This is a genomic window from Streptomyces sp. NPDC033966 (assembly GCF_055575955.1).
This window is the reverse complement of sequence record NZ_JBVIRQ010000001.1, coordinates 57,633-73,586: the sequence shown is the minus strand read 5'-3', so window position 1 is coordinate 73,586 and position 15,954 is coordinate 57,633. Positions and strand designations below refer to the sequence as shown.

At 69.8% G+C, this 15,954-nt stretch carries 16 protein-coding genes; all 16 read left to right on the top strand.

Annotated features, from left to right (window positions below; all coding sequences use genetic code 11):
• The first annotated feature begins 98 nt into the window (after window positions 1-98).
• Window positions 99-578 (top strand): phage terminase small subunit P27 family, encoded by a 480-nt coding sequence (locus ACZ518_RS00330; protein ID WP_469110823.1) that lies wholly within the window; start codon window positions 99-101, stop codon window positions 576-578.
• Window positions 571-2,214 (top strand): terminase large subunit domain-containing protein, encoded by a 1,644-nt coding sequence (locus ACZ518_RS00325; protein WP_469110822.1) that lies wholly within the window; start codon window positions 571-573, stop codon window positions 2,212-2,214. The genes ACZ518_RS00330 and ACZ518_RS00325 overlap by 8 nt, the downstream gene beginning before the upstream one ends.
• Window positions 2,215-2,222: 8 nt before the next feature.
• The gene (locus tag ACZ518_RS00320) at window positions 2,223-2,396 is read left to right on the top strand and encodes a hypothetical protein (RefSeq protein ID WP_469110821.1); all 174 of its coding nucleotides are present in this window, start codon (window positions 2,223-2,225) and stop codon (window positions 2,394-2,396) included.
• Window positions 2,393-3,610 (top strand): phage portal protein, encoded by a 1,218-nt coding sequence (locus tag ACZ518_RS00315; protein WP_469110820.1) that lies wholly within the window; start codon window positions 2,393-2,395, stop codon window positions 3,608-3,610. Before ACZ518_RS00320 ends, ACZ518_RS00315 begins: the two co-directional genes overlap by 4 nt.
• Entirely contained in the window at window positions 3,610-4,299 is a 690-nt protein-coding gene (locus tag ACZ518_RS00310; protein WP_469110819.1) for an HK97 family phage prohead protease, read from the top strand. The genes ACZ518_RS00315 and ACZ518_RS00310 overlap by 1 nt, the downstream gene beginning before the upstream one ends.
• Before the next feature lie 144 nt (window positions 4,300-4,443).
• Window positions 4,444-5,868 (top strand): phage major capsid protein, encoded by a 1,425-nt coding sequence (locus ACZ518_RS00305; RefSeq protein ID WP_469110818.1) that lies wholly within the window; start codon window positions 4,444-4,446, stop codon window positions 5,866-5,868.
• Between the two features lie 56 nt (window positions 5,869-5,924).
• The gene (locus tag ACZ518_RS00300; protein WP_469110817.1) at window positions 5,925-6,266 is read left to right on the top strand and encodes a hypothetical protein; all 342 of its coding nucleotides are present in this window, start codon (window positions 5,925-5,927) and stop codon (window positions 6,264-6,266) included.
• Complete coding sequence (locus ACZ518_RS00295; protein WP_469110816.1) at window positions 6,266-6,835, top strand: hypothetical protein; 570 nt, start codon at window positions 6,266-6,268, stop codon at window positions 6,833-6,835. The genes ACZ518_RS00300 and ACZ518_RS00295 overlap by 1 nt, the downstream gene beginning before the upstream one ends.
• A gap of 22 nt (window positions 6,836-6,857) precedes the next feature.
• Window positions 6,858-7,745 (top strand): hypothetical protein, encoded by an 888-nt coding sequence (locus tag ACZ518_RS00290; protein WP_469110815.1) that lies wholly within the window; start codon window positions 6,858-6,860, stop codon window positions 7,743-7,745.
• Window positions 7,742-8,209 carry a hypothetical protein gene (locus ACZ518_RS00285; RefSeq protein WP_469110814.1) on the top strand — a complete coding sequence of 156 codons (468 nt, stop codon included), beginning with the start codon at window positions 7,742-7,744 and terminating at the stop codon, window positions 8,207-8,209. The genes ACZ518_RS00290 and ACZ518_RS00285 overlap by 4 nt, the downstream gene beginning before the upstream one ends.
• A gap of 13 nt (window positions 8,210-8,222) precedes the next feature.
• The gene (locus ACZ518_RS00280; protein WP_469110813.1) at window positions 8,223-8,393 is read left to right on the top strand and encodes a hypothetical protein; all 171 of its coding nucleotides are present in this window, start codon (window positions 8,223-8,225) and stop codon (window positions 8,391-8,393) included.
• Window positions 8,393-9,358 (top strand): phage tail tube protein, encoded by a 966-nt coding sequence (locus ACZ518_RS00275; RefSeq protein ID WP_469110812.1) that lies wholly within the window; start codon window positions 8,393-8,395, stop codon window positions 9,356-9,358. The genes ACZ518_RS00280 and ACZ518_RS00275 overlap by 1 nt, the downstream gene beginning before the upstream one ends.
• The gene (locus ACZ518_RS00270; protein ID WP_469110811.1) at window positions 9,355-9,813 is read left to right on the top strand and encodes a hypothetical protein; all 459 of its coding nucleotides are present in this window, start codon (window positions 9,355-9,357) and stop codon (window positions 9,811-9,813) included. The genes ACZ518_RS00275 and ACZ518_RS00270 overlap by 4 nt, the downstream gene beginning before the upstream one ends.
• A 198-nt stretch (window positions 9,814-10,011) precedes the next feature.
• Entirely contained in the window at window positions 10,012-10,488 is a 477-nt protein-coding gene (locus ACZ518_RS00265) for a hypothetical protein (protein ID WP_469110810.1), read from the top strand.
• Window positions 10,489-10,529: 41 nt separating this feature from the next.
• Window positions 10,530-13,112 (top strand): phage tail tape measure protein, encoded by a 2,583-nt coding sequence (locus ACZ518_RS00260; RefSeq protein WP_469110809.1) that lies wholly within the window; start codon window positions 10,530-10,532, stop codon window positions 13,110-13,112.
• Window positions 13,113-13,120: 8 nt separating this feature from the next.
• Window positions 13,121-15,949, top strand: a complete 2,829-nt coding sequence (locus ACZ518_RS00255; RefSeq protein ID WP_469110808.1) for a hypothetical protein — start codon at window positions 13,121-13,123, stop codon at window positions 15,947-15,949.
• Window positions 15,950-15,954: the final 5 nt, after the last annotated feature.

Genomic DNA, 15,954 nt, shown 5'->3' with positions numbered 1-15,954 from the left:
TGAAAGTCGAAAACCATGATCGTTAAGGGACCCGGCCCCCAGGGGAGAAACACGGCCGCGAAATTTTGACCCCCGGGGTCTGGGAGGGGGCGGTGATCGTGACCGCTGGACGGCCGCCAACGCCTACGGAACGTAAGCGGAAGCTGGGGAACCCCGGCAAACGGGCCCTCCCGGCCGCCTCGAACGTGGTCGCGCTGCCGCCCGTCGCCGACGACACCCCGGACCACCTCGGCCCGGTCGGCGGAGCCGTGTGGCGCCTCGTCGTCGACCAGTGCAAGTGGCTGGCGGAGACGGACCGTCCCGCCCTGGTGGTCGTCTGCGAGAAGTTCGACCGCCGGCAGGACTTCATGGCCCGCCTGGAGTCGTCGGAGCCCGTGCTCTACACCGACAAGGGATACGCGTACGCCAATCCGCTCGTCGGCATGCTCTCCACGCTGGAGACCGAGATCGTCAAGCTGCTGGCGGCGCTGGGGCTCACGCCGACGGACCGGACGCGCCTGGGGGTGGCCGAGGTGAAGGCCAAGTCGTCCCTGGAGCAGCTGCTGGAGCGCAAGGCGAAGCGGGGCGGCAGTGCTTGACGGGCCGCCGCGGTTCCCTGCCCTGCTGCCCCGGGGCCCGGAACTATGGGCGCCCGAGCGGACCCTGTGGACCGAGGAGAACACCGACGGGCTCTTCGCCTGCGACCTGATCCAGTCGTACCTCCGGCTGACGAAGGGCCCCCGCCGCGGGGACCTTGTGCAACTGCGGATGTGGCAGGGCGACCTCGTGTGCGACATCCTGCGCCGCGACGACACGGGCCGCGCCTACTGGACGTACCTCGTGCTCGTGCCGCGCAAGAACTCCAAGAGCCTGCTGGGTGCTGGCCTCGCAGTCGACGGGATCTTCGACGAACCGGGCGCAGAGGTCTACTCCTGCGCCGCCGACAAGGACCAGGCGAAAATCATCTTCGGCGAGGTCAGGGCCGCGATCGAGATGTCCCCGGAGCTGGACGCGAAACAAGGCGGCCTGCTGAAGGTCTACCGGGACGCGATCGAGTACCCGGCGATGGGCTCCGTGTACCGGGCTCTCTCCTCGGAAGCCTTCACGAAGGAAGGCCTCAACCCGTCGCGGGTGCTGTTCGACGAGCTGCACGCACAGCCCAACTGGGAGCTGTGGAACGTCATGAACCAGGGGTCGGACACCCGGCAGCAGCCACTGATCCTGGCCATCAGCACGTTCGGGGTGCGCACGGACTCCTCCGGCGAGGATTCCGTCTGCTACACCCAGTACCAGTACGCGAAGAAGATCATGTCGGGCGAGGCCGACGATCCCCGCTACGGCGCGAGGATCTACGAGACCAACGACCAGGCGAAGGGCTTCGACTACCTGGACCGCGGGGTGTGGGCGGCCGCCAACCCGGCCATGGGCGACTTCCTCGACGAAGAGAAGATGGCCGCGGTCTCCCGCAAGATGCCGGCCCCCGACTTCCAGACGAAGCGGCTGAACATCTGGGTCAACTCCGCGAAGGCGTGGCTCCCTGACGGCGTCTGGGACCTGTGCGAAGCCCCGGGCGAGGTCATCGAGGACGGTGCCGAAGTGTGTCTCGGCTTCGACGGGTCGTACAACAACGACTCCACCGCGCTGATCGTGTGCCGCGTCCCGGACCCCGGCCGGTTCGACCCGGGCGACCCGCAGTACGAGGCCCTCGACGAGGCGGCGCTCGCCGCCCTGGAGGCCGAGACGAACGCCGGGCTCCGGCCGGCCCACCTGGACGTGGTGCAGGCCTGGGAGAAGCCAGGCGACGCCCGGCCCGACTGGGCGGTGCCGATCCTGGAGGTAGAGGACGCGATCCGCGCGGCCTGCAAGCGCTGGCGGGTCCGGGAGATTGTGTGCGACCCCGCCCGCTGGGCGCGGACCTATCAGGTGCTGGAGGACGAGGGTCTGCCGGTCGTCGAGTACCCGCAGTCGCCGGCGCGCATGGTCCCGGCCACGCAGCGCTTCTACGAGGGCGTCCTGAACAAAGGGCTCACGCACTCGGGGGATCCGCGCCTGGCCCGGCACGTGAAAAACGCGGTGGTCCGGCAGACCCCGCGCGGCCTGATGATCTTCAAGGAAGCGAAGGGCTCGCCCCGCAAGATCGACCTCGCGGTCGCTTCGATCATCGGCCTTGACCGTGCCTGCACCACCCCGGAACCCGAGCCCACACCCCAGTTCTTCGCCTGGGCCGACCTGTAGGGGGTGCCATGGGACTCACCAAGGCCCACCTGGCCCGCATTCCGCGCGGCCCGGTCTCCGACGCGGTCGACCTGGCCGGCCTCTCATGTCTGGACACGGCCGCGTGGTGGCTGCACCCGGTCGCGGGGATGGCCGTCCTCGGCGGGATGCTGCTGCTGATCGGGTGGGTGGTGGACCGGTGAGCATCCTCCGCAGGGCCGCCGAGCGCCGCGTTCTCACCCAGTTCGGTGACTCCTCCATCCCCACCAACGGTTCCCTGGCCGCGGTGAGCGCGGCCGGAGTCGCCGTCAACGACCAGACGGCGATGCAGCTGACCGCGGTCTGGGCGTGTGTCCGGATCCTGTCCACCACCCTGTCCGGACTGCCGTTGAACGCCATGACCGCCAGGCAGGGCATCCAGGTAGCCGCTGCCCCTCAGCCTCCGATCGTCGCGGACCCGTTCGGCGGCGCGTCCGGCGCCCGCTTCCCCTCACGCCGCGCCGGATTCAAGCAGCTGGCCATCTCGCTGCTGCTGCGCGGCAACGCCTACTCCATGGTCACCGCCCGCGATCACCTCCTACGCCCGTCACGGGTACAGGTACTGCACCCGGACTGGGTCAAGGTCGACCTCGACGACGAGGGCGGCCGCGTCTACGAAGTGCACCGCCAGCCCGTCGCCGCGCACGACATGCTCCACATGAGCGGCCTGTCCATGCCGGGGGCCGCGACCGGCATGTCGCCGATCAGCTACGCCCGCCAGTCCATCGGCCTGGGCCTGGCCGCCGAGCAGTTCGGCGCGAGCTTCTTCGGGCAGGGCGCGCACCTCAGCGGCGTCATCTCGGTACCCGGCGACCTCGACAAGGCGCGGGCCCGGCAGATGAAGGAAGCGTTCGAGGCCTCCCACTCCGGGATGCGCAACGCCCACGCGATCGGTGTCCTGTCCGGCGGAGCCGAGTGGAAGCCCATCTCCATCTCCCCGGAGGATGCCCAGTTCCTGGGCACGCGCGCCGGCCAGAACCTGGATATCGCGATGCTGTACGGGGTCCCGCCGCACATGCTCGGCCAGGTCGACCGCACCACCTCCTGGGGCACGGGCATCGAGCAGCAGTCCATCGGATTCCTCACGTACACCCTGGCGGACTGGATCGGCACCTTCGAGGACGCCTGGACGGCGATGCTTCCCCGCACCCAGACGGCCCGGTTCGACACGACCGAGCTCCAGCGCACCGACACCACCGGCCGATACGCCGGATACGTCCAGGCGCGGACCGCAGGCCTGCTGACCCAGAACGAGATCCGGGCCAAGGAGAACATGCCGCCCGTCGAGGGCGGAGACGACCCGAACGCCCCGCTCAACTCCGCGCACGCCGGTAAGAAGCCCGGCGACGACGCGCCCGCACCCGCCGAGGAGCCGTGATGGACCTGTCCGCCCGTGCCGCACGGCCCAACACCGTCGAGCACCGCCAGATGCCCTTCCGTGACGTCGAGCTACGGGCCAAGCCCACGGGCAGCGGCGGCGACACCCTCACCTTCACCGGGTACGCCTGCGTGACCGAGCAGGGCTACGAGATGGAGGACTGGCTCGGCTCATACACCGAGGTCGTCCGCTCCGGCGCCTTCACCAAGACCCTGTCCGAGGGCGCTGACGTCCCCTTCCTCGTCAACCACGGCGGCCTCACGCTGGCCCGTACGAAGTCCGGGACGCTGCGCCTGGCCGAGGACGGCACCGGCCTGCACACCGAGGCCGATCTCGATCCCGCCTCCCCGCACGTGCAGGCGCTCCGCTCGGCGATGGAGCGCGGCGACGTCGACGAGATGTCCTTCGGATTCTGGGTGACCCGCCAGCAGTGGAGCCCCGACTACGACCAACGCGACATCCTCGAAGTCAACCTGTCCAAGGGCGACGTCTCCGTCGTGAACTACGGCGCGAACCCCGCCACCGCGGGCGCCCAGCTGAACGCCCGGGACGTGGCCGGCCAGCTGGAACGGCTGACGCCCGCCGAACGCCGCGCCCTCTTCGAGCGCCTGGCCGCCGAGTTCCAGGCCGCCCCCGAGCCCGCCGAACTGGGCCTGTACGCCGCGCGCGCCCGCGCGCTGGCCCTCTGACCACACCACCCCGCCCCCATTTCGCGCCGGAGCCGCGCCGGCCGCCCACGCCGGACCCCCACCGGGGGAACCACCTGGGCCGCCACCCGGACCACCACCCGGATACGGGCACGCCCCCCATCACCTCCCAGAAGGGAAACCGCCATGTCCAGGGCCCTCATCGACGCCCTCATCCAGCGGCGTGCCGAGCGCAAGACCGACCTCGACACGCTCCTGGCCGCCCCCACCGCCGAGACCCGCGACCTCACCACCGAGGAGCGTGGCAAGTTCGACGGGATCGAGCAGGAGATCCGCGACCTCGACGCCCGGATCCAGGAGCTCGACGAGCAGCTGACCCGCGACGACGCGGCGGCCGAGGTCGCCAAGCGCTACCAGGCCCCGGCCGGCGGCCGCGTCGAGGTGCTGTCCGAGCCGCTGACCTACCAGCGCGGCGCAGGACAGTCGTACTTCATCGACCTGGCCAACGCCCAGCTGTTCAACAACTCCGAGGCCCGCGAACGGCTCCAGCGCCACGGCAAGGAGATGGACGTCGAGATGCCCCGGCGCGAGAAGCGCCGGACGGCCAAGGCCGAAGAGGAGATGCGCCGCATCGACCCCGGCAGCGTCTTCGAGAAGCGCGTCAACCCCAACCGCACGGACGGCCAGGGCGGCTACTTCGTGCCCCCGCTGTGGCTGGTCGACCAGTACATCGACCTCCCCCGCTTCGGCCGGACCTTCGCCAACAGCGTCCGCAACCTGGACCTGCCGCCCGGGACCGACTCCGTCAACGTCCCGAAGATCGCCACCGGTACGGCCACCGCCGTACAGACCGCCGACGCGGCCGCGGTAACCTCCCAGGACCTGACCGACACCTACGTGACCGCCCCGGTGCGCACGATCGCCGGCCAGCAGGACGTCGCGATCCAGCTCCTGGACCAGTCCCCGATCAGCTTCGACGAGATCGTCTTCGCCGACCTGATCGCCGACTACAACCAGCGCCTGGACCTCCAGTGCATCAACGGCTCCGGCGCCTCCGGCCAGCTCAAGGGCGTCCTGAACGTCTCCGGCATCAACGCGATCACCTACACCGACGCGACGCCGACCCTGCCCGAGATGTACCTGCCCTCCATGCAGGCCCTCTCTCAGGTCGCCACGAAGCGCAAGGCGATGCCGACCGCCGTGTTCCTCACCCCGGCCCGCTGGTTCTGGATGGCCTCACAGCTCGACTCGCAGAACCGGCCGTTCATCCTCCCCGAGACCCAGAGCCCCTTCAACCCGCTCGCGCTCCAGACCGGCGGCGACGTCGAGGGCCCCGTCGGCCGGATGCTCAACTTCCCGCTGCTGGCCGACGGGAACATCCCCGCCAACCTCGGCGGCGGCACCAACGAAGACCGGGTGATCGCCCTGCGGACCTCGGACCTCTTCCTGTGGGAGGGATCCATGCGGACCCGCGTCATGCAGGAAGTCCTCTCCGGGACGCTCCAGATCCGCTTCCAGGTCTACAACTACGCCGCGTTCATGGCCGACCGGCGCCCCGAAGCCATCTCCGTCATGTCCGGCACTGGCCTCATCGCCCCGTCCGGGTTCTGATCCCCGCCCCGGGCCCGCTCCACCCGGGGCGGGCCCGCCCTCTGGAAGGAGTTGCGATGCATGACCGCGTCGCTGAACTGGCCGGGCTCCGGGCGGAGCTGGCCACCTGCGAGAACGGGCCGCGCACGTCGTGGCGCGAGAAGGCCGACGAGGTGCGAACCCAGATCGAGCGGGTACGCGGCGAGCTGGACGCCGAGGCCGAGCGCCTGGAGGACCGGGCCGAGAAGCTGTCCGGCGCCGGCCAGGACACCCCGGCCGCCCAGGCCGCCGTCGCCGCCCGGGAGATCCGGGCCGTACTCGACGAGGACGAGCCCTCGGCCACGGCCCGGCGCGGCACTGGCGGCAAGCGCACCGCCGCGGCCGCGAAGGCTCCCGAGACCACCGGCGGAGGCTCCTGATGCCGCTCACGAACGGGCGCTACCCGTCCAAGAACCCCCAATGGCTGCTGGCCGGACAGCCCTCCGGCACCTACCGGACCAACCTCGACCGGGCCCTGGTCGTCTCCGACTTCGCGTCGCTGACCACGCAGGTGATGCAGTCCACCGCCCTGTACCTCCAAGCCGGCGACCTCGTCACGAACCTCACGTTCAAGTCCGGCGCGACCCCGGCGGGCACCCCCACCAACTGGTGGTTCGCCCTGTACGACGACAGCGCCACCCCGGCCCTGCTCGCCCAGTCCGCCGACCAGACCACGGCAGCGTGGGCGGCCACCACCGCAAAGACGCTGGCCCTGTCCAGCCCGGTCACCATCGCCCGGTCGGGCATCTACTACGCCGCGGTCATGGTCAAGGCGACCACCCCGCCCAGCCTGCTGGGCGCGGGCACCATCGCCGGCGCCGCGTCCGGCTTCGTCGCGGGCGACCTCGTCCTCGCGCAGAACTCCGGCGCCTCCCTCACCGCGACCGCCCCGGCCACCATCACCGGCGGATCGGCGATCGGGTTCCTGCCGCGCGTCGTCGTCACCTGACACCGCAGGAAGGGGCGCTGCCATGCCGTTGATCTACTACACGGGCCAGGACATCGGCCTGACCACCACCGTGGTCGACGACACCGGCGCCCCGCCCGGCGGCTCGCTCACCGTCGCCCTCACTGTCACCAACCCCGCCGGCGCGGTCACCACCCCGAGCGTGACCGCCGCCGGAGCCGGCCGGTACACCGCGGTCGTCCCGGCCGCCGCGGTGGCCGGGATCTGGCTCTACCGCTGGACGGCCACCGGGACCGGCACCGGGTACGTGGACGAAGGACAGTTCAGCGTGCGCCCACTGGGCGTCGAGCAGCTCGTCGACCTCGCCTCGGTCAAGGCCCACCTGAACATGAACCCGGCCGACACCCGGCAGGACGCCGAACTACAGGGTTTCATCCTGGCCGCCGCGGACCTGGCCCGCGACGCGGTCGGCCCGCTCCTGCCCGAGCAGCACACCGAGTGGCACGACGGCGGCGTCCCGGCCCTCAGCCTGGACTGGAAGCCGGTCGCCTCCGTGCAGTCCGTCACCGAGTACGTCGCCGCGTCCACCTGGGTCCTGACCGAGCAGCCGCTCGGCACCTCCACCGACGCCTACGGCTACACCGTCGACCTCGACCGGGGGCAGATCGTCCGCCGGGCCACCGGCGGCGCGGTCTGCTTCCCCCACGGGACCAAGAACATCAAGGTCGTGTACACCGCCGGCCGGGCCGGAGCCGTGCCCTGGAGTGTCCGCCTGGGCACCCTGGAGCTCATCCGCCACCTGTGGCAGCTCACCCAGCAGGGCGGCCGGACCCGCTTCGGCGGCAACGCCCTGGACAGCGAGGGCAACGGGATCGTGCCCATCGGGTTCGCCCTGCCCCAGCGCGTCGTCGAGCTGTGGGCCCCCCACCGCAGAGGACCGGGGATCGCATGACCATCCCCTCCTCCTCCGCCCCGGCCGCCCGCCGCTACCTGTACGAGCAGTGCACCGCGCAGATCGCCGCGGACCCGCTCAACCCTTCGGGGTCCCTGCTGGTCTGCTACGACCAGCCCGGCCCCCAGCAGCCTGGCGACATCATCGCCATCGGCAAAGTGACCCGCGCCATCGGCGTCTCCAGCCTGGTCGGCTCCGGCGGCGCCGGCTGGCTCGAGGAGCAGTACACCGTGACTGTCACCGTCGACCTCTTCCGCGGCGACGACGAAGCCCAGGCCATCTTCGAACGCGGCGCACTCCTCGTCGACCAGGTCGCCGCGCTCGTCCGGGCCGACCCCACCCTCGGCGGCCTCGTCCAGGTCGCGCGCCCCATCTCCTCCGAGATCGAAGGCGAATGGGACGACGAGAACCAGGGCCGCCACCTGCTGGCCACCCTCGAAATTCACTGCACGCTGCGGATCTAGGAGGTGGCCCTCGATGGCCGCGTACACGTACAGGGGAGAGCAGCCCCGCTACTACCCGGGCATCGGCATCGAGGCCACCCCGGGCCTGACCGTCGAACTCGCCGAGCTGCCCGGTGACGGTCGCTGGGAGTCGGCGCCCGCGAAGGTCCCGGCGAAGACCACCACGAAGGAAGAGGACCACTGATGCCGCAGCCCACATTCCGGTCATTCCTCGGCATCGCCAAGGAGGCCGTCTACGGCACCCCGGTGGCCGCGACCGCGTTCCTGCCGGTCAAGTCCATGAAGCCCAAGGACAAGCTGGAGCTGCTCGACGACGCAGGCCTGCGCGGCTCCATGGTCAGCTCCTACGGCAAGATCGCCGGACCGATCTTCGCCGAGTACGACTTCGACGGCGACGTCTTCCCCGACACCGTCGGGTTCGCGCTGGCCGGGGTGCTCGGCGACGTCGCCACCACCGGGGCCTCCGCCCCGTACACGCACACCATGGCCGTCCTGAACACGGGCACCGGACAGCCCCCGTCCTACACGGTGAGCGACTACTACGCGATCGCCACCCGCCAGTTCGCCGGCCTGAAGTTCAGCGAGGTCTCGCTGAAGTTCTCCGGCGACGGACTGCTGACCTACGGCGCGAAGGCCGTCTCCCTGGCCTCGGCAACCACCTCCGCGCCCACCGCCTCGTACACGGCCGTGACCCCGCTCGCCGGCTGGGTGGGCGCGGTCACCATCGGCGGCGGCGCCAACCTGACCCTGATCGACGGGGAATGCACCATCAAGCGGCCCGTCACCGTCATCCACACCGTGGACGGCTCGCAGGCCCCCTACGCCCTGTGGTCCGGGCCGGTGACCGCCTCTGGCAAGCTCACGCTCGTCATGGAGGACGACACCCAGCTCACGAACTACCTCGCCAACTCCCAGCCCGCGCTGGACATCAACTACCAGCAGGGCGCCGGCGCGGCCGCCGTGCAGGTCAAGCTCCATGCCACGAAGGCCGCCTACACCAACGCCGAGATCGACCGGGGCAAGGACTACCTGGCCCTCTCCGTGGACTTCGAAGCCATCGCCAACACCACCGACGTGGGCGGCTCCGGCGGCTACTCGCCGATCAAGGTCACCCTCCAGAACGCACTCGCCTCCGGGACGTACAAGTGACCGACCTCGACATCACCCAGCCCAACCGCGTCCCCCTGCCTGGCGGCTGGGCCGACCTGCGGCCGCTGTGCGACATCACCGAGCGGATGCGCCGCCCGATCAAGCGGCTCTCGGCCAAGCTCACCAGCTTCCCCTCCTTCATGGAGGCGGTGCGCGTCGCGCAGGACGCCCGCAGCGCCACCGGCGGGGAGCTGTCCCCGCAGGAGCAGCTCGGCCTGGCCGCGTCCATGGGCGACGCGTTCGACGTGCTGGAAGAGCTCCAGGACCAGCTGGTCGTCGCTGCGGTACGCGGCTGGAGCTGGGACTTCCCGGTCACCACGGATGCGGTCCTCGACCTGCCGACCCCGGCTCTCGACGCGCTCCGCAAGGCGGTCAGCCCTTACCAGCAGGCCCTGAACCCGAACTTCGAGCCGGATCCCGATCCCGCGTCCCCTACCGAGCCCTCCAGCGGCTGAGGGGCCAGCTGGAGGGGTCCTTCACCTACAGCGCGAACGAGATCCCCGAAGACGAGTACCGCACGTGGCGGCTGTGCACCCTGCTGCACTGCCGCCCGTCCGAGCTCGACGACGAGTCCGCCCTCACGCTCGACTGGCTCCTCGCGGTCGACAACACCGTCGCCGCGGCCCGCAAGAACAGGGAGGAGGCGGCGGCCCGTGGCTAACGGCATCGGCATCGCCGTACGCGGCGCCCGGGAGTGCAGCGCCGCCGTGTCCGCGATGAACAAGCGGATCGACGTCGCCACCATCAGCGCGCTGAAGTCCTCCCAGAACCTGGCGAAGGCCTCGATCCGTTCCGGGCTCCGCGGCCGGCCCCGCTGGGATCACCGAGGCAAGAGCGCACGCACCGGCGACCGCGTGAGCCTCAATCTGTCCCCGCACCACGTCACCAAGTCCGGCGGCCCCGGCCGACTGACGGGCAAGCTCCACCGCGGTGTCGGCGGCGTCCGCAAGCCCAAGCCCCTGCCCGGCGGCGGCTTCCAGGGCGGGGTCGGGGTCGGCGGCGGCGTCCGCAACCTCTACAAGAAGCGCCTCGAAGGCCAGTACCCCTACGTGAAGCCGGGCGTGAAACGGGCCGAGCCGAAGATGGCTGCGGTCTGGAACGCGGCCTACGCGAAGGCCACCCGCGTGTGATCACTCGCTAGCAGCACCAAGCCGGATGGGGGTGATCCGGCATGGGCGCCCTGCCTCCGGTGTTCATCGAGTTCCTGGGCTCCCACGCGGGTGTCAAGACCGCGATGGCCGGGGTCAAGGCCGAGCTCGCCGCCGCGGACACCGCGGGCGCCGGCGCGTTCGCCCGGACCGGCATGCTCGGCAAGGCGGCCCTGCTCGGCCTCGGGGTCGCCGCAGGCGCGGTCGCCCTCAAGACCGTCCACATGGCGGGCGACTTCCAGCTCCAGATGACCCGTGTCCGCACCGGCGCGGGCGAAGCCGCCGAGAACATGCGGATGGTCGGCCAGGGCGTCCTGGCCATGGCCGGACAGGTCGGCCAGTCCACCGAGGAGCTCACCGCCGGCCTCTACATGGTCGAGTCCGCCGGCTACCACGGCGCGGACGCCCTGAAGGTTCTCCAGACCTCCGCCCAGGGCGCGAAGGTCGGCGCGGCGGACCTGAAGACCACCACCGACGCGGTCACCACCGCAATGAATGCCTACAAAATGGGCAGCGGTGAGGTCACCACCGCGGTGAACGCGCTGATCGCGACGGAGGCCGAGGGCAAGACCAACCTGGAGGCCCTCGCGGGGTCGATGTCCTCGATCCTGCCAGTGGCCGCCGCCGCGCACGTCCGGCTCAACGAGGTCATGGGCGCCATGGCCACGATGACCGCCCAGGGCACTCCGGCCGCGGTCGCCGCGACCTACCTGCGGCAGACGATCGGCCAGCTCTCCAACCCGTCCGGCAAGGCCTCGCGCGAGATGGAGTCCCTCGGCCTGTCCGCCGTCCAGGTCGGCCAGCGCCTGGGCAAGGAGGGCCTCGCCTCCACCCTGATGCTGCTGACCGACGCGGTCGAGAAGCACATGGGCCCGGCCGGCACGGTCCTGATCTCCCACCTCCAGAAAGCGGCCTCCAACACCACCGCGTTCGAGAAGGAGCTCGCCAACCTCAGCCCGGCGCAGCAGACCTACGTCGGCGCGCTCGCCACGATGGTCGGCGGCACCAAGTCCATGCAGGCGGCCCTCCAGCTCACGGGCCCGCACATGCAGGACTTCATCGACAAGACCAAGCGCATCGACGAGCACGTCAAGGCCGGCGGCAAGGAGGTGGAGGGCTGGGCCGACGTCCAGAAGAACTTCAACCAGCACACGGCCGAAGCCAAGGCCAGCCTGGAGGCCCTCGGCATCCAGATCGGCCAGTACCTCATGCCGGTGGTCCAGCAGATCGTCGTCTGGTTCGCGCTCGGAGCGTCCTGGCTGACTAAGCACACACTGGCCGCTCAGATCGCGGCCGGGGTGATCGGCGGAGTTCTCCTCTTCTCCATCGCCGCGCTGACGGCCGCGCTGTACGGGATGGCGGCGGCGGCCGCGGTCAACCCGGTCACGTGGATCATCTTGGCCGTGGTCGCGCTGATCGCGATCATCATCCTCCTCGCGACGCACTGGGCGACCGTCTGGGACTGGATCAAGTCCGTCGCCCAATCGGTCGGCCGCGCCGTCGTCGCCGCGTGGGATTGGGTCGCCAACGGGACGATGTCCATCTGGCACAGCATCACGTCCCACGTCGCCGGAGCCTGGAACAGCACCGCCGCGTTCTTCGCCTCGGCCTGGCACGCGGTGGCGGACCCGGTCGTCGCGGCCTGGCACTGGATCGCCGGAGTGACCAGTGGCGTGTGGGGTTCGATCTCCGCGTTCTTCGCGAAGTGGTGGCCCTTGCTCCTGGTGATCTTCGCGCTGCCCATCGCGATGCTGGTCGCGCTCTGGAACCACTGCCACGAAACGGTGGCCGCCGGGGCCCGCGCCACCTGGGGCGGCATCTCAGCGTTCTTCGCCTGGGTGTGGTCCGGCATCCTGCTGGTGGCCGGGGTGATCTGGGACGGCGTGAAGCTGGCGATCATCAACCCGATCCTGTGGGTCTGGCGCATGCTTCAGTCCGCATGGAACACGGCCTCAGGCTGGCTCTCGGCAAAGTGGGGCGCGATCCGGCTCGTAGCCTCCCTGATCTGGAGCCAGATCAGGACGGCCATGATCACGCCGATCGCCAGCGCAGTTTCCTCGATCAGCGGGTACATCAGCCGGGTCGCCTCCATCATCTGGAGCGGCCTGCGCTCGGCCTGGGACACGGTCAAGGGCGTCGGTAGCTGGTTCCAGTCGATCGGCTCGGCCATCGTCAACGGCATCGTCGCCGGCGTCCGCAACGCTGGCAGCTACCTCTACAGCACGCTGCGGAACCTGGCCAACAGCGCCCTACAGAGCGCGAAGGACTTCCTCGGCATCAACTCGCCCTCGCGCCTGTTCGCGGACCACGTGGGCATGGCCATCCCCGAGGGCATCGCCCAGGGCATCGACAACCACGCAGGCCTGGCTGTCTCCTCCGTCCGCTCGATGTCGGGGCTCCTCACTCGCCAGCCGGTCGGCATCCCCTCCCTGGCCTTCGGCACCGCGGCCGGTGGTCCGGGCGCCGCCGCGGCTAGCACCACCCACGTCCACATCACCGTCCAGGGGTCCGTTCTCTCCGAGCGCGACCTGCGGGACACCGTGCAAAAGCAGATGCTCCAGCTCGGCGCCCGCAACTCCCAGACCTGGCCGAACTACAAGAGGTAGGGGGACCTGTGGCGATCAACCCTAACTGGCCGGTGATCGAAGACTCCTGGGGACCGTACTGGGACGCAAGCGCAGGTGCACCGCCCACCCGCTTCACCGAGGTCACCCCTCGCACCCTGCATCGCTCCGGGATCCAGCGTGGCCGCCAGTACGAACTCGATCAGGTCCGAAGCGGCGAGCTCACCACCACCCTCTCCAACACCGACGGCGTCCTCGACCCCGTCAACGGCGCCGGCCCGTTCGCCGGGCATATCCAGCCCTATCAGCCGTACCGCAAGCGCGCCCAGTGGCCGCCGACGGCCAACCTCTTGTCGCAGGTCATGGCGACCGGCGGCGACCTCGGCGGCTACGCCGTCGGCGCGAACGTCTACAGCGCCGACCTGTACAGCGACACCGACCCCACCTTTTCCGGTGTCGTCACCGCGAGCGGCACCGCCTGGCAAGGCAGCAATGTGATCCAGTTCAGCGTGCCCAACGGGGCCCTGGCGCCCGCGAGGATCACCCACACTCCCCAGCCGGCAGCGCTGCCCGGCCAGATGTACACCGCACAGTTCTGGGTCCGCAACATCACGCCCTCGACCACGTTGCAGGTCAAGGCCGCGCTCGGCTGGTACCTCACGCCGGGCGGCGCCGCCAGCAGCTTCACCTATAGCTCGCCCGTGACCCTGACCGGATCCGCGACCGCGCCCTGGACCCAGATCACGGTCACCGCGACCGCCCCGGCCGGCGCGATGGGCGTCAACATGGCCGTCGCCCTGGACGCAACAGCCGGCGCTGCGTGCTCCGTCCAGGTTGACGGCATGCAGCTGGAGAAGGGCGCCAGCGCCAGCGCCTGGACGGTCCCGGGCGTTTGGTACCCGATGTATCAGGGGTTTGTGGAGCGCTGGCCCTCGCAGTGGGCCGATGGGCAGTACGGGACCGTGTCGCCGACGGCGGTCGACGCGATGGCGCTTTTCTCGCAGGTAACCCTCTCCGACCCCCTTACGCAGGAGATCAATTCACACAGCCCCCGATTCCTGTACCGGCTCGACGACCCCGCGGGCAGCAGCGGAGCATCCGACGCGGCAGGGAACTGCCCTCCCGTACAGATCGCCGTCTCGAAGTACGGGGCCGGATCTCTGACCTTCGGGAACCAGATCACCGCGACCGACCCGGTGAACGGCGTCTACACCGGCAGTACCGGATCCGTCATGACCATCAGCAACGCCAACCCTGGTACGAACCTGACGGGCGCCGCCTCATTCCTCTCCCTGTCCGGCGCGGGCATCAAGGGGCCGGCCGACCCGGGCATGTGGACCCGGATGATCGCTTTCCGGTACACCGGGCCGGTCCCCGCAAGCCGCACCGATATCTGGGCAGCCATGGACAATCAACGTTCCGGCGGCCCCTCGGGAAGCCGGGTTCATTTCACCATCACCTCGTCGAGCTTTCTGCAACTGTGGCTGTACGGCCCGACGGGTGCGAGTGCCAGTTTCGCGTTTCCGCTCACCAATGTGGTGGATGGGAACTGGCATCTGGCGACTGCTGCATACGACGCGACGGCGGCCACCATGAGGGCCACCCTCGACGGGGCTACCTTCTTCTACGGCAGCACCAACCCCCTGTTGACTCCCATAGGGCTGGCCGGGGACCATCTGGGAAACTTCGTCGACATCACCGTCGGAAACGGCACCGCATTCAACTACCAGGGGGATCTGGCTTTCGCGGCCGAATTTCCCACCGCTCTCGGCACCACCGACGCGGCGAACCTGTACACCGCCTGGAAGAACTCGTTCACCGGCGACGCGACGCACACGCGGTACAACCGCATCCTGGCCTACGCAGGGTGGAAGTCCAGCACCTCGATCCAGACCGGGCTCACCACCAGCATGGGACCCGCCGACTTTGCAGGCCAGGACGCCCTGACCGCTCTACAGTCGGTCGTCGACACAGAGGGCGGCGCCCACTTCATCGGAGCCGACGGGCGCATCAACTTCCGCTCCCGGGGCGCCCGCTACAACTCGCTCACCCCGACGTACACATTCGGTGAACGCACCGACCTCGGCGAGTACCCGTACGAAGAGTGCGCCCTCGACTACGACCCCACCCGGCTCTCTAATCAGGTCACCGTCACACAGAAGTCCACCGGCCAGGTGTTCGCCGCCCAGGATTCCGCGTCCGTTACGGCGTACTTCCCGCGCACGCTGTCCCGCACCGTGAATTCATCCTCCGGCGGCGAATGCCAGGATGCGGCTGGGTACCTCCTGTCCCGCTACAAGCAGCCCGCCACCCGCGTATCAGCTATCAAGCTGCACCCATCCGCATACACGACACTCTGGCCCGTATTGCTGGGCATGGAGCTCGGGACGCGGATCCGGGTAATGCGCCGACCGCCCGGGATCACCCCAATTCAAGTCGACTGTTTCGTCGAGTCGGTCCAATGGGATATGGGCGATAACGGCGAAGCGTTCGTCACCCTCCAGTGCTCACCCGCAGACCTCACGCCGTACGGCCTCTTCGCCGGATGGCACACCACCCTTAAAACCACCCTCGGCTCCGGGGTCACCTCGATCACCGTCAACCCGAGCCAGGACAACACCAACCTGCTCGCCGCGCAGCTCGCCGCGGGCACGCAGATCGTCCTCGGCCAAGGCACCGCCAACCAGGAGACCGTCACCGTCCTCGCCGTCGGCGCGACCTCCCCGGGCTGGACCAGCGCCACCATCACCCTCACCGCGGCCACCACCAAGGCCCACACCGCCGGGGACCTCATCAACGAAGTCCTCCCGGCCGGAACGACCGACCCCACCACCTGGGACGCGGTCAGCGCCTTCGACGCGAACGCATTCGCCTACTGACAGGA